The organism is Pseudophaeobacter sp. C1-32P7, assembly GCF_041008775.1.
Taxonomy (GTDB): domain Bacteria; phylum Pseudomonadota; class Alphaproteobacteria; order Rhodobacterales; family Rhodobacteraceae; genus Phycobacter; species Phycobacter gallaeciensis_A.
Genome location: NZ_JAXGFR010000011.1, coordinates 128,168 through 148,045, shown reverse-complemented (window position 1 = coordinate 148,045; position 19,878 = coordinate 128,168). Strand labels below are relative to the sequence as shown.

At 61.8% G+C, this 19,878-nt stretch carries 20 protein-coding genes; 1 reads left to right on the top strand and 19 read right to left on the bottom strand.

Annotated elements, in window-relative coordinates; translation table 11 throughout:
- Window positions 1–3: 3 nt before the first annotated feature.
- From SM763_RS16335 to SM763_RS16255, 17 genes are all read right to left on the bottom strand, one after another.
- Window positions 4–393, bottom strand: a complete 390-nt coding sequence (locus SM763_RS16335) for a YNQ4 family lipoprotein (RefSeq protein WP_065273126.1) — start codon at window positions 391–393, stop codon at window positions 4–6.
- A complete protein-coding gene (gene nuoG / locus SM763_RS16330) occupies window positions 390–2,405 on the bottom strand; it encodes an NADH-quinone oxidoreductase subunit NuoG (protein ID WP_368999185.1) in 2,016 nt (671 codons plus the stop codon). The genes SM763_RS16335 and nuoG overlap by 4 nt, the downstream gene beginning before the upstream one ends.
- Window positions 2,406–2,408: 3 nt before the next feature.
- Window positions 2,409–2,819, bottom strand: a complete 411-nt coding sequence (locus SM763_RS16325; protein ID WP_368999184.1) for a DUF5333 domain-containing protein — start codon at window positions 2,817–2,819, stop codon at window positions 2,409–2,411.
- An 89-nt stretch (window positions 2,820–2,908) separates the two neighbouring features.
- A complete protein-coding gene (locus tag SM763_RS16320; RefSeq protein WP_368999183.1) occupies window positions 2,909–3,262 on the bottom strand; it encodes a hypothetical protein in 354 nt (117 codons plus the stop codon).
- Between the two features lie 145 nt (window positions 3,263–3,407).
- On the bottom strand, window positions 3,408–4,706 hold the full coding sequence (gene nuoF / locus SM763_RS16315; protein WP_065273122.1) for an NADH-quinone oxidoreductase subunit NuoF: 1,299 nt from the start codon (window positions 4,704–4,706) through the stop codon (window positions 3,408–3,410).
- A gap of 6 nt (window positions 4,707–4,712) precedes the next feature.
- The gene (locus tag SM763_RS16310; protein ID WP_065273121.1) at window positions 4,713–4,940 is read right to left on the bottom strand and encodes a DUF5337 domain-containing protein; all 228 of its coding nucleotides are present in this window, start codon (window positions 4,938–4,940) and stop codon (window positions 4,713–4,715) included.
- A gap of 50 nt (window positions 4,941–4,990) precedes the next feature.
- On the bottom strand, window positions 4,991–6,160 hold the full coding sequence (locus SM763_RS16305; RefSeq protein WP_274836734.1) for an NADH-quinone oxidoreductase subunit E: 1,170 nt from the start codon (window positions 6,158–6,160) through the stop codon (window positions 4,991–4,993).
- Entirely contained in the window at window positions 6,160–7,374 is a 1,215-nt protein-coding gene (locus SM763_RS16300) for an NADH-quinone oxidoreductase subunit D (RefSeq protein ID WP_274834452.1), read from the bottom strand. The genes SM763_RS16305 and SM763_RS16300 overlap by 1 nt, the downstream gene beginning before the upstream one ends.
- Window positions 7,374–7,979, bottom strand: a complete 606-nt coding sequence (locus SM763_RS16295) for an NADH-quinone oxidoreductase subunit C (RefSeq protein ID WP_065273118.1) — start codon at window positions 7,977–7,979, stop codon at window positions 7,374–7,376. The genes SM763_RS16300 and SM763_RS16295 overlap by 1 nt, the downstream gene beginning before the upstream one ends.
- A 24-nt stretch (window positions 7,980–8,003) precedes the next feature.
- Window positions 8,004–8,537: a NuoB/complex I 20 kDa subunit family protein gene (locus tag SM763_RS16290; RefSeq protein WP_082996117.1), complete on the bottom strand. Its 534-nt coding sequence runs from the start codon at window positions 8,535–8,537 to the stop codon at window positions 8,004–8,006.
- Window positions 8,528–8,893, bottom strand: a complete 366-nt coding sequence (locus tag SM763_RS16285) for an NADH-quinone oxidoreductase subunit A (RefSeq protein WP_065273116.1) — start codon at window positions 8,891–8,893, stop codon at window positions 8,528–8,530. The genes SM763_RS16290 and SM763_RS16285 overlap by 10 nt, the downstream gene beginning before the upstream one ends.
- A 306-nt stretch (window positions 8,894–9,199) precedes the next feature.
- Entirely contained in the window at window positions 9,200–9,982 is a 783-nt protein-coding gene (locus SM763_RS16280; protein ID WP_274868073.1) for a crotonase/enoyl-CoA hydratase family protein, read from the bottom strand.
- Between the two features lie 30 nt (window positions 9,983–10,012).
- Entirely contained in the window at window positions 10,013–10,870 is an 858-nt protein-coding gene (locus SM763_RS16275) for a hydroxymethylglutaryl-CoA lyase (protein WP_368999182.1), read from the bottom strand.
- Between the two features lie 88 nt (window positions 10,871–10,958).
- Entirely contained in the window at window positions 10,959–12,899 is a 1,941-nt protein-coding gene (locus SM763_RS16270) for an acetyl/propionyl/methylcrotonyl-CoA carboxylase subunit alpha (protein WP_368999181.1), read from the bottom strand.
- On the bottom strand, window positions 12,892–13,320 hold the full coding sequence (locus tag SM763_RS16265) for an ASCH domain-containing protein (protein WP_368999180.1): 429 nt from the start codon (window positions 13,318–13,320) through the stop codon (window positions 12,892–12,894). Before SM763_RS16265 ends, SM763_RS16270 begins: the two co-directional genes overlap by 8 nt.
- 12 nt (window positions 13,321–13,332) lie before the next feature.
- On the bottom strand, window positions 13,333–14,937 hold the full coding sequence (locus SM763_RS16260) for a carboxyl transferase domain-containing protein (protein ID WP_274831818.1): 1,605 nt from the start codon (window positions 14,935–14,937) through the stop codon (window positions 13,333–13,335).
- Window positions 14,934–16,469 carry an AMP-binding protein gene (locus SM763_RS16255; protein WP_368999179.1) on the bottom strand — a complete coding sequence of 512 codons (1,536 nt, stop codon included), beginning with the start codon at window positions 16,467–16,469 and terminating at the stop codon, window positions 14,934–14,936. Before SM763_RS16255 ends, SM763_RS16260 begins: the two co-directional genes overlap by 4 nt.
- A 149-nt stretch (window positions 16,470–16,618) precedes the next feature.
- On the opposite strand from SM763_RS16255, the gene SM763_RS16250 reads away from it, so the two are divergent.
- Window positions 16,619–17,224 (top strand): OmpW/AlkL family protein, encoded by a 606-nt coding sequence (locus tag SM763_RS16250; protein WP_065273793.1) that lies wholly within the window; start codon window positions 16,619–16,621, stop codon window positions 17,222–17,224.
- A 93-nt stretch (window positions 17,225–17,317) separates the two neighbouring features.
- Here the strand turns inward: SM763_RS16250 and SM763_RS16245 are convergent, their stop codons facing one another.
- Together SM763_RS16245 and SM763_RS16240 are read right to left on the bottom strand one after the other, a co-directional pair.
- Window positions 17,318–18,478, bottom strand: a complete 1,161-nt coding sequence (locus SM763_RS16245; RefSeq protein WP_274828819.1) for an isovaleryl-CoA dehydrogenase — start codon at window positions 18,476–18,478, stop codon at window positions 17,318–17,320.
- 165 nt (window positions 18,479–18,643) lie between these two features.
- Window positions 18,644–19,837, bottom strand: coding sequence for a DegT/DnrJ/EryC1/StrS family aminotransferase (locus SM763_RS16240; RefSeq protein ID WP_368999178.1), 1,194 nt, complete (start codon window positions 19,835–19,837; stop codon window positions 18,644–18,646).
- Window positions 19,838–19,878: the final 41 nt, after the last annotated feature.

The following is a 19,878-nucleotide window of genomic DNA, read 5'->3' as shown; positions in this document are numbered from 1 at the left end:
TCCTCACACCGTGGGTATTCCGTTTGCCTCACAGTCGGCGACCACGACTTCAGCGTCGATGGTGCGCAGACCGCGCGGGAGGGAGGGCGAGATGGTGTAGACAGCATCTGCAGTCTGAACGCCACCCTCTTGTTTCATTTTTGTGCGCACGTGACGCGCGAAGCCGTAGCCCCGGATCAGCGCATATTGCGCGGCCGCACATTCGGCATAGTCATCCAGGTCCGCCTCGGAGCGGGCACCGGACATAGCAACGTTGAAACGCACCAGATCGCCGTTCAGTAGGCTGGTCTCGACCCCTTTGTATTCAGGGGTGGACCGGTCTGCCGCGCCGGAACCGGGCACCTGCGCGCAGGCCCCCAGCAGCAAGGACGATATGAGCGCCGCGCGGATCACTCGGCCGCGATCTTGTCTGTCTTGCGGGCTTTTGCTGCGGCCGAGAGTTCGGCCATCAGCTGCGATGCACGTGCAATCGGGTTGGTCAGGTAGAAGTCCTTCACCGCAGGCAGGAAGTCGGCCTTGCCCAGCGGTTCGCCTTCGAGCGCGACAACCTCGTTTTCGATAACCTCACCCACTTTCGCCAGATGCGGAACTTCGCCGATCATCGCCTGACGCAGCTGCGCCAGCGAGTCGTAGGGCAGTTTCGCGTCCAGCTCAGCGCTCAGCGCGCGCAGGATGGCCCAGTTTTCCTTCGCCTCGCCCGGTGCGAACCCAGCGCGGAAGGTCAGCTGCGGCCGACCTTCGGTATTGACGAAAAGACCGTTTTCTTCGGTATAGGCTGCGCCCGGCAGGATCACGTCGGCGCGGTGTGCGCCGCGGTCACCGTGGCTGCCCTGATAGACAACGAAGGCACCCGGATCGATTTCGACTTCATCCGCCCCCAGGTTGTAGATCACCTCGGCGCCATCGATGGCTGCGGCCATACCGCCTTCGGTCACGGCGCCGATGTCCATCGCGCCAACACGGGCTGCGGCGGTGTGCAGTACCAGAACCTTGGCGCCGGATTTGGCGGCGAGCTCCTGAACCTTGGCCATCACGGCCAGACCGTCCGCCTCACGCAGGGCGCCCTGCCCCACGATGATGACCGGCGCCTTATCCGCAATGTCATGGGCGTTTGCCACAGCAGCGTCCAACGCAGCGCGGTCGGTGCCGATGTGTTCGTAATCATAGGTCAGATCCGCAGCGGCGCCGATCAGCCCCACATTGGCACCCTTCAGCCAGGCCTTGCGGATACGGGCGTTCAGAACCGGCGCTTCGTCGCGCGGGTTGGTGCCGACCAGCAGGATCGCCTGCGCCACATCGATATCCTCAATCGCCGCAGTGCCCACATAGGTCGAGCGGTTGCCAATGGCGAGGCGGGCATTGTCGGTGCGGCATTCCACCGAACCGCCCAGACCTTCGATGAGTTGTTTCAGGGCAAAGGCCGCCTCGACCGGGACCAGATCGCCGATCAGACCGGCAACTTTCTTGCCCTTCATGGCCGTTGCCACGGCGTCCAGCGCCTCGGGCCATGTGGCGGGGCGCAGTTTGCCATCAACGCGCACATAGGGCTTGTCCAGACGCTGGCGACGCAGACCGTCCCAGACGAACCGGGTCTTGTCCGAAATCCACTCTTCGTTCACGCCGTCGTGGTTGCGCGGCAGGATCCGCATCACTTCGCGACCCTTAGTGTCCACACGGATGTTCGAGCCAAGCGCGTCCATCACGTCGATGGTTTCGGTCTTGGTCAGCTCCCAGGGGCGGGCGGTAAACGCATAGGGTTTCGAGGTCAGCGCACCAACCGGGCAAAGATCGATGATATTGCCCTGCAGGTTCGAATCCAGCGTCTCGTTCAGGTAGGAGGTGATCTCCGCATCTTCGCCGCGACCGGTCTGACCCATCTGAGTGATGCCGGCGACTTCAGTGGTGAAACGCACGCAGCGGGTGCAGGAAATGCAGCGGGTCATGGCGGTGCCGACCAGCGGTCCCAGATCCAGATCATCCACGGCACGCTTGGCTTCACGGAAGCGGGAGAAGTCGACGCCATAGGCCATCGCCTGATCCTGCAGGTCGCATTCGCCGCCCTGGTCACAGATCGGGCAATCGAGCGGGTGGTTGATCAGGAGGAACTCCATCACGCCTTCGCGCGCCTTCTTCACCATCGGTGAATTGGTCTTCACCACCGGTGCCTGACCCTCGGGGCCGGGGCGCAGATCGCGGACCTGCATGGCGCAGGAGGCTGCGGGTTTGGGCGGGCCGCCAACGACTTCGACCAGGCACATACGGCAGTTGCCGGCGATGGACAGGCGTTCGTGATAACAGAAACGCGGGATCTCTACCCCGGCCTCCTCGCACGCCTGGATCAGGGTCATGGCCCCGTCCACCTCAATCTCGGTTCCGTCAATGTTGATCTTGCGGAGGTCAGACATGGTCTATTTCGCCCTCAGTAAAACGCCGATCGCGCTGTTGTTCTTAATTTCCGTACGTCCGAACGCACAGAAGGATTCCGGTTTTCCGTATGAGACGCCACGGCTTGCAAACAGCGTCTCTCCCTTTGCCCGCATCCGGGCCTTTTCCCTGTCCGAGCCAATGTAGGCGCGGATTTCAGTGTCCGAATAGCCAAGGTCATTGGCCAGCGCGCGCAGGCGTCGCAACTCTCCGACGCCCTTCCAGAATCGCGCGCTGAGGCTGTCGCAGTGATCGGCGATCTCTTTGGCGACAGCGACAGCAAACAGCGGTTCTTCGATTTCCGCGACCGAGCGCAGCGGCGGCTTCGCCAGCAGCGACGATGGCACCAGCGCCAGCGCGACAGCGGACACAAATGACAGAACAACCCGTTTCACATGACTCTCCTTATTTGCGGAGCGCCAATGGAACGGGGAGCTTGCGTCGTTATGCAATAACGCCGGGCCAGGATATGAGGCCATACCGATCACGTGTCGCAGGTCCCGTGGAAAATCGCGGTGTCGCCATCAAGGCGCAGCTCGGACTCGGGGTCGTAGGGATCCACGTCCCAGATGATGTCGGAAGTGCCGTAACCGGCTTCACTCAGGCAATAGGTGACGCCAGCGTGATGCGCAGCCATACGCGCGCCCTTGAAGGATTGCGACGCCTTGGAGACCTCAACGCGGAAATCCGCGCGCGTGACCTTCTTGTCCACCGGTTTTGCCTTCGCCTTGAACGCCACGCCATCATAAAGCGTGCGGTCGCTGAACGAGCTGCCACAGCCAGCCAGAACCGCCGCCGACAGCAACAGGACACCTGCGGATTTCAGTTTCCGGTTCATCGTGCCCCCTCCCCGTCGTAGCTGCACAGACCCCATGCCCCCAGACAAAGCACAGCCGCCCGGGCAGAAACGCCTGCCTGGCTGGATGTCATTGTGAGGGTAAAATTGCTCATCATGGGATCTGCTATCTGCCTGTCTTTTATTATTATTCAGCCGCCATCGCGCCCATGCGGCCCGACTTTTGCGCCTTGATGCGGTCTTCGATCTCTTCGCGGAAGTTGCGGATCAGGCCCTGGATCGGCCATGCAGCCGCGTCGCCAAGGGCGCAGATGGTGTGGCCTTCGACCTGCTTGGTCACATCCCACAACATGTCGATTTCTTCCGGTTCCGCCTGGCCTTTGACCAGACGATCCATCACGCGCATCATCCAGCCTGTGCCTTCACGGCAGGGCGTGCACTGGCCGCAGCTTTCGTGCTTGTAGAACTTGGACAGGCGCCAGATCGCCTTGATGATGTCGGTCTGCTTGTCCATCACGATCACCGCCGCAGTGCCAAGGCCGGAGCCCAGTTCGCCGCGCAGGTAATCAAAATCCATGATCGCATCGCGCATGTTTTCACCGCGCACACAAGGCACCGAGGAACCCCCCGGGATCACCGCAAGGAGGTTGTCCCAGCCGCCGCGAATGCCGCCGCAATGCTTTTCAATCAGCTCTTCAAAAGAGATCGACATCGCCTCTTCGACAACGCAGGGGTTGTTGACGTGCCCCGAGATCGCGAACAGCTTGGTGCCCGCGTTGTTGGGGCGACCAAAGCCCGCAAACCATTCAGCGCCGCGGCGCAGGATGGTGGGAACGACGGCGATGGATTCGACGTTGTTCACCGTGGTCGGGCAGCCATAAAGACCCGCGCCCGCCGGGAACGGTGGCTTCATGCGGGGCATGCCCTTCTTGCCTTCAAGGCTTTCGATCAGGGCGGTTTCCTCGCCGCAGATATAGGCGCCGGCACCGTGGTGCAGGAAGACGTCAAAGTCCCAACCGGATCCGGCCGCGTTCTTGCCCAGAAGACCTTTGTCGTAGCATTCGTCGATGGCCGCCTGCAGGGCCTCGCGCTCGCGGATGTATTCGCCGCGAAGATAGATATAGCAGGTGTGGGCGTTCATCGCGAAAGACGCGATCAGCGCACCTTCGATCAGCGTATGCGGATCGTGGCGCATGATTTCGCGGTCTTTGCAGGTGCCAGGCTCGGATTCATCCGCGTTGATCACCAGATAGGCCGGGCGACCATCGCTTTCCTTGGGCATGAAGGACCATTTGAGGCCAGTGGGGAAGCCCGCACCGCCGCGACCACGCAGACCGGAGTCCTTCATGGTCTGGATGATCCAGTCACGCCCCTTTTCGATCAGACCGGCGGTGCCATCCCAGTGGCCGCGCGCCTGAGCGCCTTTGAGCGTCCGCTCATGCATACCGTACAGGTTGGTAAAGATCCGGTCCTGGTCCTTCAGCATGTCTGCCTACCTTTGGTTGTCCTGACGCATGCGCCAGAGTTGAACGATGTTGACCCCTGCATAGATCATCCCCGCCAGCGCGAGAAAATCGAACAGAAGCGCGTAACGGCCTGGCAATCCCATCGCCGGACCAATGATCAGGGACAAAGCGAGCCATGCGAGCATGGTTCCGGCAATCACCAGGGCGATGTGGCGCCCCTTGGCTGCGATGGCTTTGTCCTGTTCAGCGCTCATTGGGTCCCAATGTCTGCTCCCCCGCCCCCGGTTCAGAGGCGGAAGACGGGTTAATCTTCGTAGCGGCCGTCGTCTTTGGCCTTCTTGGCGAACTCGGTCTCTTCACCAGCGGCGAGCTGTTTGGATTGCTCGATCCAGCCATCGCGTTCGATGCGGCCCTTGAACTTTAAGCGGCTGTCGACCCATGCGATTTCGGCTTCGGTCCATTTGGCGATCTGGTCAAAGTGGAAGAAGCCGAGTTCATTCAGCGTCTCTTCCAGCTTGGGACCAACGCCTTTCAGCATCTTCAGATCGTCGGCCTTGCCACCGCGGGCTTCGCTCAGCGTCTCAGGCGCGCTTTCTTCAACCGATTTGGCGGCTGCCCCTTCGGGCGACGCAGGCTCAGCGGCTTTCTTGGCCGGAGCTTTCTTCGGTGCGGGCTTAGCCTCGGCAGCCTGTTTGGCAGCCGGTTTAGCCGCTTCGGGCGCCTTCGGAGGCTGACCTTCGGCAGCGCGGCCAGCGACGACGCCGTCCTTGCCAACCCAAGGGGTCAAGATAGGAACTTCATCGCCCTGAATGCGCTTGACGCTGTCACCCAGATCCACGGCCAGCTGCACAGACGCGTTATACTGCGTCTTGCCACTGTCGTATTCGGTGAGCGACGTCAGGCCCGATTTCGGCTCGGCCGCGTAACGCCCGTTCTGCGGCCCCGGAACAACCGGATTGCCTGCTGCCAGATCATCGAGGATCTTGGTGAAGCTTTCGGTGGTCAGATCCTCGAAGTAATCCTTGCCGATCTGCGCCATCGGCGCGTTGGTGCAGGACCCGAGGCATTCCACCTCTTCCCAGGAGAACTTGCCATCGGCGGACACGGTGTGCGGCTTCGGCGCAATCTTTTCCTTGCAGACCGCGATCAGATCCTCGGCGCCGCAGATCATGCAGGAAGTGGTGCCACAGACCTGCACGTGGGCAACGGATCCGGTCGGGACCAGCTGGAACATGAAGTAAAAGGAGGCAACTTCAAGAACGCGGATATAGGCCATGCCCAGCATATCCGCGATATATTCAATCGCGGGCTTGGTGACCCAGCCTTCCTGCTCCTGGGCACGCCACAGCAGCGGAATAACCGCAGAGGCCTGACGCCCCTCGGGGTATTTGGTGAGTTGCGCTTCGGCCCACTTCTGGTTGTCGGGCGTGAAGGCAAAGCTTTCGGGTTGTTCGGAATGCAGACGACGAAGCATTAGCGGTCAATCTCTCCAAATACGACGTCCATGGTGCCGATGATGGCAGCCACGTCGGCAAGTTGGTGACCCTTGGCCACATGGTCCATGGCTTGCAGGTGCAGGAAGCCCGGCGCGCGCAGCTTGGCGCGGTAGGGTTTGTTGCTCCCGTCCGCCACAAGATAGACGCCGAATTCACCCTTGGGCGCTTCGACAGCGGCGTAGACTTCGCCCTCGGGCACGTGGAACCCTTCGGTGTAAAGCTTGAAGTGGTGGATCAGGCTTTCCATCGAGGTTTTCATGTCGCCGCGCTTCGGCGGGGTCAGCTTGCCACGGGCCAGCACATCGCCGGTGGCTTCGCGCAGCTTGTGGATGGCCTGACGAATGATCGACAGCGACTGGCGCATCTCCTCCATACGGACGAGGTAGCGATCATAGCAGTCACCATTCTTACCGACCGGGATCTGGAACTCGAACTCGTCATAGCATTCATAGGGCTGCGCACGGCGCAGGTCCCATGCAAGGCCGGAGCCGCGTACCATGACGCCAGAGAAACCGTAGTCCTGGATCTCCTGCTCGTTCACCACGCCAATGTCGCAGTTACGCTGCTTGAAAATGCGGTTTTCGGTCAGAAGCCCGTCGATATCAGCCAGAACTTTGGGGAATTCAATCGCCCATTCCTCGATATCGTCGATCAGTTCATCCGGCAGATCCTGATGCACACCGCCGGGACGGAAATACGCCGCGTGAAGGCGGGCACCACAGGCGCGCTCGTAGAAGATCATCAGCTTCTCGCGCTCTTCAAAGCCCCACAGCGGCGGGGTCAGCGCACCAACGTCCATCGCCTGCGTCGTGACGTTCAGAAGGTGGTTCAGGATACGGCCGATTTCCGAGTACAAGACCCGGATCAGCGAGGCACGGCGGGGCACTTCGACACCGCAAAGCTTTTCGATGGCTAGACACCATGCATGTTCCTGGTTCATCGGCGCCACATAGTCGAGGCGGTCGAAATACGGCAGGTTCTGCAGGTAGGTGCGGCTTTCCATCAGCTTTTCGGTGCCACGGTGCAACAGGCCGATGTGAGGATCGCAGCGTTCAACGATCTCACCGTCCAGTTCCAGTACCAGACGCAGCACGCCGTGCGCCGCCGGGTGCTGCGGACCGAAGTTGATGTTGAAGTTGCGGATCTTCTGTTCGCCCGTCAGGGCGTCTTCGAAACCTTTGGAGCCGTCCATCATTTCGCCCCCTCTTTTTCATCGCCGGGCAGGATGTATTCGGCACCCTCCCACGGGGACATGAAGTCAAACTGGCGGTATTCCTGAACCAGGCTTACGGGTTCGTAGACAACACGCTTTTGCGCCTCGTCATAGCGGACCTCGGTATAGCCGGTGGTCGGGAAATCCTTGCGCAGCGGATGGCCACGGAAGCCATAGTCCGTCAGGATCCGGCGCAGGTCGGGGTGACCGGTGAACAGGATCCCGAACATGTCGAAGACCTCGCGCTCGAACCAGTTGGCCGAGGGGTGCAGATCGACAATCGAGGGGACCATTTCATCTTCGCGTACGGAAACCCGCAGGCGGATACGCTGGTTCTGATACATCGACAGGAAGTGATAGACCACGTCGAACCGCTTGGTCCGCTCGGGGTAATCGACTGCCGTAATATCGACCAGGGTGGAAAACTTGCAGGTCGCATCCGCTTTCAGAAAGTCGACCAGCGCCGCGATATTCGCAGGCGCCACGTCCACGTTCAGCTCACCATGGGACACATCCCAGGACAGCACGCATTCGGGGCGCTTGGCCGCGATCTGGGTCCCGAGTTCGTTCAGTGCTTCAGTCATCATCAATTCTCCAACCAAAGCCGATCAGCGGACTAGGGTGCCGGTGCGGCGGATTTTGCGCTGCAGCTGCATCAGACCATAGAGCAGAGCCTCTGCGGTCGGCGGGCAGCCGGGCACATAGACGTCGACCGGAACGATGCGGTCGCAACCGCGCACAACCGAGTAGCTGTAGTGATAGTACCCACCGCCGTTGGCACAGGAGCCCATCGAGATCACGTAACGCGGCTCGGGCATCTGGTCGTAAACCTTGCGCAGTGCCGGGGCCATCTTGTTGGTCAGCGTGCCCGCAACGATCATCACATCCGACTGACGCGGAGAGGCGCGCGGCGCGATACCGAAGCGTTCGGCGTCGTAGCGCGGCATCGAGGTATGCATCATCTCAACGGCGCAGCAGGCCAAACCAAAGGTCATCCAGTGCAGCGACCCGGTGCGGGCCCAGTTGATGATGTCCTCGGCCGAGGTCAGCAGGAAGCCTTTGTCCTGCAGTTCGGCGTTCAGGGCCTGGGTGACGACTTCCTTGTCGACGCCCGCCGTATTGGCTCCGGTCATCACTCCCATTCCAGGGCCCCCTTCTTCCATTCATAGGCAAAGCCGGCTGTCAGCACGCCCAGGAACACCATCATCGACCAGAAGCCTGCGTCGCTCATGTCCTTGAAGCCGACGGCCCAAGGAAACAGGAAGGCGATTTCCAGATCGAAAATGATGAACAGAATCGACACCAGGTAAAAGCGCACATCGAATTTCATACGGGCGTCATCGAAGGCGTTGAAACCACATTCGTAAGCACTTACTTTTTCCGGGTCGGGATTGCGTACGGCGAGCACAACTGCTGCCAGAATAAGAACAATTCCAAGGCCGATAGCGACGGCCAGAAACACCAGGATCGGGAGGTATTCCCGCAACATCTCTTCCACGAGTGGCTCCTTTCCGCGCGCGCGGATTCTCGCGCGCCGTCAATTGGCGTGTTGACTTGGGGCCGTGTCTACTCCCCTGCCCCCCGACCGTCAACACAGGCATTTGGTTTGGCTAAAGCTTCCTTTAACAGCGCGGCGTGGGCACATCACATGGCCCGCAAACGCATATAAATATGCATATTTTTCTATGTATAAGAAAAGAACAGCGCGCCCAAAATTTGGGCGCGCCTGAGGGAAATACTCGATCTTTGGCAAGGCCGCGAAACCGCCTTTAAACCCGTGTCTGAGGCCCCTCTCAGACCCGTTTCAGACCTGCCAGCTGGGTTTGCGTTTGTCGAAGAACGCCGCGATGCCCTCGGAGGCTTCGCCGCCTTCCCAGCGGTCAACCAGCGCCTTGATGGTGTGGTCGATGGTGGCGTCGTCCAGACGCGGGCCCAGATCGCGGGTCAGTTTTTTCGCTGCGGCGACCGCGCCCGGGGCGCAAGCCATGTAGGGGGCGACCTCTGCCTCGACCGCTTCGGCCAGTTGATCGGCCGGAACGATTCTGGCGAGCAGCCCCAGATCGACGGCCTCGGCTGCGCCAAACAGACGGGCCGACATGAAGACACGGCGCGCGCACGCTTCGCCCATGCGGGCAATCACATAGGGGCCGATGGTGGCCGGGATCAGGCCCAGTTTGGTTTCCGTCAGCCCCATCTTCAGATGATCGACACCAATCGCCACATCGCAGACCGAGGCCATCCCGACACCGCCGCCAAAGGCATTGCCCTGAATCGCTCCGATTAGCGGCTTGGGCAGGGTATTGAGAAGCATCAACATTTCCGCCAGCACCCGTGCCTCTTTCGCGCGGGTTTCCGCGTCCGCTGTCATCTGCGCCTGCATCCAGCCAAGATCGCCGCCGGCGCAAAAGCTTTTTCCCGCGCCGGTCAGTACCACGACGCGGACCTTGTCATCGGCGGCAAGGTCCTGTGCGGCCTGTTTCAGCTCCAGCAGCATCTCGCCGGACATGGCGTTGTGCTTCTCGGGCCGGTTCAGGGTCAGAGTCGCCACGCCGCGCGCATCGGTCTCAAGGGTAATCGTGTTGAACATCGTATCGCTCTCTTTTCAAAATTCGCGCTATCAGACCACGCCGCGCATGGCGCGAGCCACCTCGGCAGCCTCATCCAGCACCCGCGCATCGAGCCCGGTGTCATATCCCAGCGCCGTCAGATGCGCATGCACTGTTTCCGTCGCCACATTTCCCGCAGCGCCCGGCGCATAGGGGCAGCCGCCCAGCCCACCGACGGCGGCATCAAACACCCGCACGCCCTGCGCAAGCGAGGCGTCGATATTGGCAATCGCCCGCCCGGCGGTGTCATGATAATGTCCCGCCAGTTTCTCGACAGGCACACGTGCCTTTACGGCCTCTAGCATTTTCGTGATCGTTTCCGGCGTCCCCTGTCCGATGGTGTCGCCCAAAGAGACCTCATAGCAGCCGAGTTCAAACAACCGCTCAGCCACTTCTGCCACCTTTTCCGGCGGGGTTGCGCCATCATAGGGGCAATCGGTCACGCAGGAGACATAGCCCCGCACCGGCAGGTCGATCTTCTTTGCCGCCTCAAGGATGGGCACGAAGCGCTCGATGCTCTCGGCAATGCTGGCGTTGATATTGGCTTTGGAAAACCCTTCGGAGGCCGAGGCAAAGACGGCGATTTCATCCGCCTTGGCCGCCACCGCGTCCTCGTATCCCCGCATGTTGGGCGTCAGCGCCGCATAAGAAACCCCGGGCGCGCGTTTGATACCCGCCAGAACCTCACCGCTACCAGCCATCTGCGGCACCCATTTGGGGGAGACGAAGCTTGCCACCTCGATCCGCCGGAAGCCCGCGCGTGACAGGCAATCCACCAGGGCAATCTTTTCCGCCACCGGAATCGCCCGCTTTTCATTCTGAAGCCCGTCACGCGGGCCCATTTCGAAAATTTCAACGCTTTGCGTCATGGCGCGCCCTCCCCTGGCGATCCTGCCAACGTTATCCAGTCGCATTGGCAGCCCCCTGCCGCCAACGCAGTTTCTTTACGAGTACCGATTAGTCTTCGGCCTCCTCCAGCCGCACCAGCGCGGCACCGGCCTCGACCTGATCGCCAGCGGCGGCCAGAACTTCTGCCACGGTACCATCACGGGCAGCCAGCAGCGAATGCTCCATTTTCATGGCTTCGAGAATGGCGAGCCGGTCGCCCTCTTTCACCGCCTGCCCCGCCTCGGCAAAGACCGCCTTGACCAGCCCCGGCATCGGCGCCTCGATCAAGTTCATGTCACCCCCGGCGGCAGAGGCCCGGTCGAGCGGATCGATCACCTCGAACTGGATCCCGTAGCCGTCGAAAACGGTGATCGTATTCCCGGCCTGCGCCATTGGCGGCAGCCGGTCGCCGCCCAGAACCCAGGCACCTCCGATACGGTTTGCCACGACCTGATCCTCGCCGATGGCCCAGATCTGGCGATCCGGCCCGTCCACCTCGACCATGGCTTCGAACTCTTCGCCCTGATGGCTGAGATGGACCGAACGGTGCATGTCGGACCACAGGGTAAAACCGGTGTCCCAGTCGGTGTTGGTCAGTCCCAGCGCCTGCATCCCGGCAGCGGCCTTGTGCTCGGGTTTGACCATGGGTGCCTGCACCAGTTGATCCAGATCCCGCGCGATGAGGCCGGTATCGACATCACCCGCAGAGAAGCCGTCGTGTGCGGCCAATGCGCCAAGGAAGGCAAGGTTGGTCACCGTACCGCCGACCTCGGTTTCCGCCAAAGCCTGCGACAGGCGCGACAGGGCCACTGCGCGGGTGGGGCCATGCACGATCACCTTGGAGATCATCGGATCATACCAGGGGCTGATGGTGTCCCCGGCCCGCACACCACTGTCGGCGCGGCAGCTTTCGGGGAATTGCAGATGCGTCAGCGTGCCGGTTGCGGGCAGGAACCCCTTTGGCACGTCTTCGGCATAAAGCCGCGCTTCAAAGGCGTGACCGGTGATCATCAGCTCGCCTTGCTGTTTCGGCAGGCTTTCACCCGAGGCCACGCGCAGCTGCCATTCCACCAGATCGACGCCGGTGATCAGCTCCGTCACCGGATGTTCCACCTGCAGGCGGGTGTTCATTTCCATGAACCAGAACCCGTCGGGGCGCAGCCCGTTGGAGCCATCGACGATGAATTCCACCGTACCGGCGCCTTTATAGCCAATCGCCTCGGCCGCGCGCACACCTGCGCGGCCCATGGCCTCGCGCATTTCCTCGGTCATACCGGGCGCAGGTGCCTCTTCGATGACCTTCTGGTGACGACGCTGGAGAGAACAGTCCCGCTCGAACAGGTGCACCGCTGTGGTGCCATCGCCAAAGACCTGCACCTCGATATGGCGGGGCTGCTGGATGTATTTCTCGATCAAGACATCCGGGTTGCCAAAGGCCGTGGTGGCTTCGCTCTGCGCGCTTTTCAACGCCTCGTCAAAATCCTTGGGATCCTCGACCAGACGCATACCCTTGCCGCCGCCACCGGCGACCGCCTTGATCAGGACGGGATAGCCGATGGTATCAGCCGCGCCCGACAGGTGCTCGGGGTCCTGGTTCTTGCCGTGATAGCCGGGAACAACAGGCACGCCCGCCTCTTCCATCAGCGCCTTGGCCGCGTCTTTCAGGCCCATCTTGCGGATCGCATCCGCCGAAGGACCGATGAACACAAGGCCAGCCGCCTCTACCGCATCCACGAACTCGGGGTTTTCCGACAGGAAGCCATAGCCCGGGTGGATCGCCTTGGCACCGGTCGCCTTGGCAATGGCGATGATCTCATCCCCCAGAAGGTAGCTGTCGGCGGGCGCAGAGCCGGTGCCGATGTGGACTGCCTCATCCGCCATGGCCACATGTTTCGCCGCGCGGTCGGCGTCCGAATAAATGGCGACGGTTTTCACGCCCATGGCGCGGGCGGTTTCCATGACACGGCAGGCGATCTCGCCCCGGTTTGCTATCAGAATCTTGTCAAACATCTTTGTGGTCTCCGAAATCACGGACCAGACGAAAGGTCTCAACCATCATCGGTGCGTTTTGGTGAAAGCGGCCCGTACGGGTCAGGTAGCTTTCGTACCCCGCCCGCCAGTGCTCCAAGTCTTTGAATTCTCCCTGAGGCGGAACCATCTCTGCCGTTACGTCGCAAAAGCGGACCTTGTCCACCTTCACGGTTTCGGTGGCACAGGCGGCCGTTCCATCCCAGTTCAACACGATATCCACGCGCCCCGCCTCGGGAAAACTTTCCAGGCCATGGTCGAAGACCGACCAAGCCTCGCAGCTGACGGTCTTTGCGCCCGAGCGGATCAGGCCGATGATTTCGGCATTCAAGGCAGATGAATCGCCGGGGCGATAGCTTTGCGCAACGGGAAATGCTGCGAGGGCCTCTTCGAGGGGGATCATCGTTGCCTTACCTCACATCCGGAACACGCCAAAGCGCGTGTCTTCAATCGGTGCATTCAAAGCGGCGCTCAGCGACAGGGCCAGCACCTCGCGGGATTTGCGCGGGTCGATGATGCCATCGTCCCAAAGCCGCGCCGAGGCATAGAGCGGATGGCTCTGCTCCTCGAACATCTCGATGGTGGGGCGCTTGAACTCGGCCTCTTCCTCGGCGCTCCAAGAGCCGCCCTGGCGTTCGATGGCGTCGCGTTTCACGGTCGCAAGAACGCCAGCCGCCTGTTCGCCGCCCATCACGGAAATGCGCGAATTCGGCCAGGTCCACAGGAAGCGCGGCTGATAGGCGCGCCCCGACATGCCGTAGTTACCGGCCCCGAATGAGCCGCCCACCAGCATCGTCACCTTGGGCACATTTGTCGTCGCCACCGCCGTCACCATCTTGGCGCCGTGGCGGGCGATGCCTTCGTTCTCGTACTTGCGGCCCACCATGAAGCCGGTGATGTTCTGCAGGAAGACCAACGGGATCTTGCGCTGGCTGCACAGTTCAACGAAATGCGCGCCTTTCTGTGCGGCCTCGGAGAAGAGAACCCCGTTGTTGGCGATGATGCCCACCGGGCAGCCCTTCACATGGGCAAAGCCGGTGACCAGCGTCTCACCAAAGCGCGGCTTGAACTCGTCAAAGCGCGAGCCATCCACCAGACGCGCAATCACCTCGCGGATGTCATAAGGCGTGCGCAGATCGCCCGGCACCACGCCAAGGATTTCCTCGGGATCATAGGCGGGCTCTTCCGGGCTGGCCCAGTTGACGCCCAGCGGTTTGGTGATGTTGAGCGACTGCACTGCACGGCGCGCCAGTGCCAGCGCGTGGGTATCATCCTCGGCCAGGTAATCCGCAACACCAGAGAGGCGCGTGTGCACATCGCCGCCGCCCAGGTCTTCGGCGCTGACCACCTCACCCGTTGCGGCCTTCACCAGCGGCGGGCCAGCAAGGAAGATGGTGCCCTGTTCCTTGACGATGATGGTCACATCCGACATCGCAGGCACATAGGCGCCGCCTGCGGTGCACGATCCCATGACCACGGCGATCTGCGGGATGCCTTTTGCGGACATACGCGCCTGATTGTAGAAGATGCGGCCAAAGTGGTCGCGATCCGGGAAGACCTCGTCCTGGTTGGGCAGGTTGGCCCCGCCGCTGTCCACCAGATAGATGCACGGCAGGCGGTTTTCCTCGGCGATCTCCTGCGCGCGCAGGTGTTTCTTGACCGTCATCGGATAGTAGGTGCCGCCCTTCACGGTGGCATCGTTGCAAACCACCATGACCTCTTGCCCATGCACCCGGCCAATGCCCGCGATGACGCCCGCAGCCGGGGCCGCGCCGTCATACATGCCATGGGCCGCCGTCGCGCCGACCTCAAGGAAGGGAGAGCCCGGATCCAGAAGGTTCGCAACCCTGCGGCGCGGCAGCATCTTGCCCCGGCTTTCGTGACGGGCGCGGGATTTCTCCCCGCCGCCCAGACGTGCGGCCTCTGCTGCCTCGTTGATCTGCGCCAGCGCCTCCAGATGCGCCTCGCGGTTCTGCTTGAAGCCTTCGGAGGAAGGCATTGCCTTGGATTGAAGTTTCATACGGAAGACTCCTGTTCAGCGGCCGCACGGGCCTTCAACTCTTTGCGGATCACCTTGCCGGTCACGGTCATCGGCAGGGCGTCCAGAAATGCGATTTCGCGGGGGTAGGAATAATGGGCCAGACGGTCCTTGACGTAGTCCTGCAACTCTTTCTCGGTGGCCGCAGCGCCCTCTTTCAGCACCACATAGGCCTTGACGATCTCGGTGCGCATCGGGTCGGGCTTGCCGACAACACCAACGGTGGCGACGCTTGGATGGGTGAGCAGGCAATCCTCGATCTCGGCCGGGCCGATCCGATAGCCGGACGAGGTGATCACATCATCCTCACGGCCCACGAACCGGAGGTAGTCGCCCTCCCAGATGCCGCGATCACCTGTGATCAGCCATTCACCGTGGAATTTCTCGGCCGTCTCCTTGGGCCGGTTCCAGTACTCCAGCATCATCGAGGCAGAGCCACGCCGCACCGCAACATCGCCCTCCTGATCAGTGGGATTGCCATCGGCGTCGATCACGGCGACCTCATGCCCCGGCACCGCCTTCCCGATGCAGCCCGGACGGGCCGGGTAATCCACGCCGCAAGAGGAGGCGACCATGTTGCATTCGGTCTGCCCGTAGAATTCGTTGATCGTAAGACCAAAAGCCTCCTGCCCCCAGGCCAGCATCTCGGCCCCCAAGGGTTCGCCACCCGATGCGACCGAGCGCAGGCCCGGCACCGCCTTCCCGGCGGCCTTCAGCATACGCAGCGCGGTTGGCGGGAAGAAGATGTTGCGTACGTCTCCGCGCGTGATCAGATCGACGCAGGCCTCAGGCGTGAATTTGTCGAGCCGCGCCGCGACGACCGGCACGCCCAGCGCAAGACCGGGCATCAAGACATCGAACAACCCGCCAATCCAGGCCCAGTCCGCCGGGGTCCAGATGCAATCGCCCGGCTGGCCCAGGTGATCGTGGCTGATGGCCACGCCCGGCAAGTGACCGGTCAGCACCCGGTGGGCGTGCAGCGCGCCCTTGGGGCTGCCGGTGGTGCCGGAGGTATATATAAGGACAGCCGGGGTTTCCGGGCCGGTCGCGGCAAAGGGCACCGGGGCGCCGTCAATGCCTGCGTCCCGCACCATCACCGCCTCGGCCAGATCACCCAGCAGCAGAGCCCCCTCGGGATCGGTCAGCACGAAACGCACCCCCGCATCCCCGGCGCGCGAGGCCAGCGCATCGTGCTGAAACAGCTTGAACAAGGGCACCGAAATGGCGCCGACCTTCCAAATCGCCAGATGCGCGGCAGCACACCAGGGCGACTGGCTGAGCAGCACACCCACCCGGTCGCCCGGCTGGATCCGCGACAGAAGATAGCGCGCCAGACCATCGACCATCGCCGCCAGTTCCCCATGGGAAATGTCGCGCCGCGCGGCGCCGGTCAGATCGATCAGCGCCAGCGCATCTGCCGGGTGATCCATGGCCTGTGCCGCCATATTGAGCCGCTCTGGCAGATCCCAGCGACCATCGGGCGTCAGCCCCGGAATGCTACTGTAGTCCTGCATAGTCAGATCTTCCTAAAACGCATGGCAGGCATGCGCGTTTTGTGGTGCATTTCAAAGGCTCGGCACAAACCTGCTTGATCCAGATCAGAGACGTTTTCGCCTCCATCGCGCATGATCCCGGCGTACTCGAAAGAAAAGGGATCTTCCCCATGAAACGCATCGTTTCCGCCCTCGCCCTCTCTGCTGCATGCGCCGCCTTTGCGGCCCCGGCCCTTGCCCAGTCGCAAGGCGACTGGACCTTCGGTGCAGGGATCGCCAACGTGAACCCCAAATCGAACAACGGCACGTTGGCCGGGGGTGCCGCAACGGTCAGCGATGAAACGCAACTGTCGCTGACAGTTGAATATTTCATCCGCGACAACCTTGGCATCGAACTCTTGGCCGCGACCCCGTTCGAGCATGACGTCACCATCGCCGGTGTCGGCTATGCCGGTTCGACCAAGCAGTTGCCGCCGACCCTGTCGCTGAACTACCACTTCCCGACCAACAGCAAGATCACGCCCTTCGTCGGCATTGGTGTGAACTACACCACCTTCTTTGAAGAAAGCTCGCCGCTTGGCGTGCTGAACCTTGATGACAGCTGGGGTCTTGCGCTCAACGCTGGTGCGGACTGGCAAGTGTCGGACAACGGTGCGCTGCGTCTGAACGTGCGCTACATGGATATCGAGACCGACGCCTTCCTGAACGGTGCCGCGATCGGTACCGCCGAGATTGATCCGGTTGTTGTGGGTGTTGCCTACGTCCACCGCTTCTGACCCTCTGATCCGGTTTCCCGGGCGGGCGCTGCCGCCTGCCCGGACCACAGACAAGCCCGCGTGCCTTCCCTCGGTCACGCGGGCTTTCTGCTTTTACATGGTTGCCATCAGCTCGCGGCCGATCAGCATACGGCGGATTTCCGAAGTACCCGCGCCGATTTCCATCAGCTTGGCATCGCGGAAGATCCGGCCCACCGGATTGTCAGACAGATAACCGGCACCGCCAAAGGCCTGCACCGCCTGGTGCGCCTGCACCATTGCCTGCTCAGAGGCATAAAGGCAGCACGCCGCCGCGTCCTGGCGCGTCACCGTGCCATTGTCGCAGGCCTTGGCCACTTCGTAGATGTAGGCGCGCGAGGAATTCATCGCCGTGTACATATCGGCGATCTTGCCCTGCATCAGCTGGAAGCTTCCGATCGGCTTGCCGAACTGCTTGCGCTCTTTCATGTATGGCATCATCTCGTCCATGCAGGCGGCGATGATACCGCTGCCGATGCCCGCCAGAACCACGCGTTCGTAATCAAGGCCGGACATCAGAACCTGAACGCCCTTGCCCTCTTCACCCAGCACGTTCTCAAACGGCACTTCGCAGTCCTCAAAGATCAGCTCGCCGGTGTTGGAGCCGCGCATGCCCAGCTTGTCGAAATGCACCGAGGTCGAGAAACCTTTGAACTCTTTCTCGATCAGGAAGGCGGTGATGCCCTTGGAGCCTGCTTCTGGATCGGTCTTGGCGTAGACCACCAGCGTGTCGGCATCGGGGCCGTTGGTGATCCAGTATTTGTTGCCGTTGAGGCGATAGTGATCGTTGCGCTTTTCGGCACGCAGGGACATCGACACAACGTCAGAGCCAGCGCCCGCTTCGGACATGGCCAGCGCGCCGACGTGTTCACCCGAAATCAGCCGGGGCAGGTATTTCTTCTTCTGCTCGGCATTGCCGTTCAGCTTGATCTGGTTGACGCAGAGGTTGGAATGCGCGCCATAGGACAAGGACACCGAGGCGCTGGCGCGGGCAATTTCCTCGACCGCGATGGTATGGGCCAGATAGGACATCCCGGCTCCGCCGAATTCCTCGGGGACGGTGATACCCAGAAGACCGAGCTCACCCATCTCCTGCCACAGCTCGGCAGGGAATTCGTTCTTCTGATCGATCTCCTGCGCCATCGGCTTGACGCGCTCTTGCGCCCAGCGGTGCACCATGTCGCGCAGGGCGTTTACATCTTCGCCCAGATCAAAAGTCATGCTTGCGTTGAACATCTCGCGTCTCCTCCCGAGTCATCGCGAATTATTTGAACATGTGTTCATTTATTGCCGGCAAGCCATCACAGGTCAAGAGGTCACGTGGGGACACGAAAAGGCCGGACCCTGTCGGGGCCCGGCCAGTCGGAGTTGATTGGTTCTGAAAACAGCCTCTGCTGTGGTTCAGGCGCCCTGAAACACTGCACCGACCTCGGCGCGGATGATGCGGGCGATCTGGGCGCAGTCCTCAAGGCTGAAAGTCAGCGGCACCCGCATATCGACGATCCCCGCCAGAATGCGATCACTTTTGGGCAGTGACGGCGTCTCGGCGTAGCGCCAGCTGTCATAGCGGGAGGTAAAGGCCACGGGTTGCGGTTCACCAAACCACTTCAGCTCAACCCCTCGGGCGGCGCAGCGGCGCAGGACTTCCTGCACCCGGTCCGCAGCCCAATCCAGCAACAGAAACTGGATAGAGGAACCGACATAGGTTTCGGCTGCCAGGCGCTCCACAACGGTCAGGCCCGGCGTACCGCGCACCCCGGTTTCGACCTCCCTGTAGCGTTCATTCCAGCGGGCGACCTGCGCCTCCAGATCGCGCAGTTGGGGCCGCAGGATCGCCGCCCGCAGATTGTCCATCCGCCCGGAGATATTCGGGGTTTCGTATTTCACCCGTTCGAACACCTCTGGCCCTGGCGCGGCCAGATGACGGCCATAGAGCATGTAGGATCCGGACAGGATGATGGCACGCGCAGCGACCTCCTCGTCATCGGTGATCAGCAATCCGCCCTCGCCCGAGTTCACGTGCTTGTAGGTCTGGCAGGAATAGCAGCCCACCGTGCCATGCCGTCCCGAAAGCGTGCCATTCCAGGCCGCCCCCATGGTGTGGGCGCAATCCTCGATTACGGTGATCCCGGCGTCGCTGCAGATCTCCATCAGCCGGTCCATGTCACACAGATGCCCGCGCATATGGCTCAGCATCAGCACATCCGCCTGATCAGCCTTGGCGGTCAGATCCTCCAGATCGATGGTCAGATCCTCGGTCACATCCACATAGACCGGCGTGGCGCCGACAGCTGCGATGGAGCCCGGCACCGGCGCGAGGGTAAAGGCATTGGTCAGCACCCGGTCGCCATGTTTCACGCCAACCGCTCTTAGCGCGGTGGCCAGTGCGTAGCCGCCCGAAGCAACCGCCAGACAGTATTTCGCCCCCATCTGATCGGCGAATTCGCGCTCCAGCAGCGCGGTCTCTCCGGCCTCGTCGCCCGCAACATTGTAGCGGTGCAGACGGCCATGGCGCAGTACCTCCATCGCGGCGGAAATCGCCTCTTCTGGGATGGGTTCCTGCTGGGTGAAACTGCCAGTGAAAATCTCGCTCATGGCCTGTTTGTGAGCGCGGCCAGCTGCGGGGTCAAGGGGGA

Bases quoted from the DNA above. Each gene is read 5' to 3' on its own strand.
- SM763_RS16300 (WP_274834452.1), bottom strand. From the start codon at position 7,374: ATGGACGGCTCCAAAGGTTTCGAAGACGCCCTGACGGGCGAACAGAAG.
- SM763_RS16260 (WP_274831818.1), bottom strand. From the start codon at position 14,937: ATGAAACTTCAATCCAAGGCAATGCCTTCCTCCGAAGGCTTCAAGCAG.
- SM763_RS16280 (WP_274868073.1), bottom strand. From the start codon at position 9,982: ATGTTCAACACGATTACCCTTGAGACCGATGCGCGCGGCGTGGCGACT.
- SM763_RS16240 (WP_368999178.1), bottom strand. From the start codon at position 19,837: ATGAGCGAGATTTTCACTGGCAGTTTCACCCAGCAGGAACCCATCCCA.
- SM763_RS16320 (WP_368999183.1), bottom strand. From the start codon at position 3,262: ATGAACCGGAAACTGAAATCCGCAGGTGTCCTGTTGCTGTCGGCGGCG.
- SM763_RS16295 (WP_065273118.1), bottom strand. From the start codon at position 7,979: ATGACTGAAGCACTGAACGAACTCGGGACCCAGATCGCGGCCAAGCGC.
- nuoF (WP_065273122.1), bottom strand. From the start codon at position 4,706: ATGCTGAAGGACCAGGACCGGATCTTTACCAACCTGTACGGTATGCAT.
- SM763_RS16270 (WP_368999181.1), bottom strand. From the start codon at position 12,899: ATGTTTGACAAGATTCTGATAGCAAACCGGGGCGAGATCGCCTGCCGT.
- SM763_RS16245 (WP_274828819.1), bottom strand. From the start codon at position 18,478: ATGTTCAACGCAAGCATGACTTTTGATCTGGGCGAAGATGTAAACGCC.
- SM763_RS16250 (WP_065273793.1), top strand. From the start codon at position 16,619: ATGAAACGCATCGTTTCCGCCCTCGCCCTCTCTGCTGCATGCGCCGCC.
- SM763_RS16310 (WP_065273121.1), bottom strand. From the start codon at position 4,940: ATGAGCGCTGAACAGGACAAAGCCATCGCAGCCAAGGGGCGCCACATC.
- SM763_RS16255 (WP_368999179.1), bottom strand. From the start codon at position 16,469: ATGCAGGACTACAGTAGCATTCCGGGGCTGACGCCCGATGGTCGCTGG.
- SM763_RS16275 (WP_368999182.1), bottom strand. From the start codon at position 10,870: ATGACGCAAAGCGTTGAAATTTTCGAAATGGGCCCGCGTGACGGGCTT.
- SM763_RS16265 (WP_368999180.1), bottom strand. From the start codon at position 13,320: ATGATCCCCCTCGAAGAGGCCCTCGCAGCATTTCCCGTTGCGCAAAGC.
- SM763_RS16305 (WP_274836734.1), bottom strand. From the start codon at position 6,160: ATGCTTCGTCGTCTGCATTCCGAACAACCCGAAAGCTTTGCCTTCACG.
- SM763_RS16290 (WP_082996117.1), bottom strand. From the start codon at position 8,537: ATGGGAGTGATGACCGGAGCCAATACGGCGGGCGTCGACAAGGAAGTC.
- nuoG (WP_368999185.1), bottom strand. From the start codon at position 2,405: ATGTCTGACCTCCGCAAGATCAACATTGACGGAACCGAGATTGAGGTG.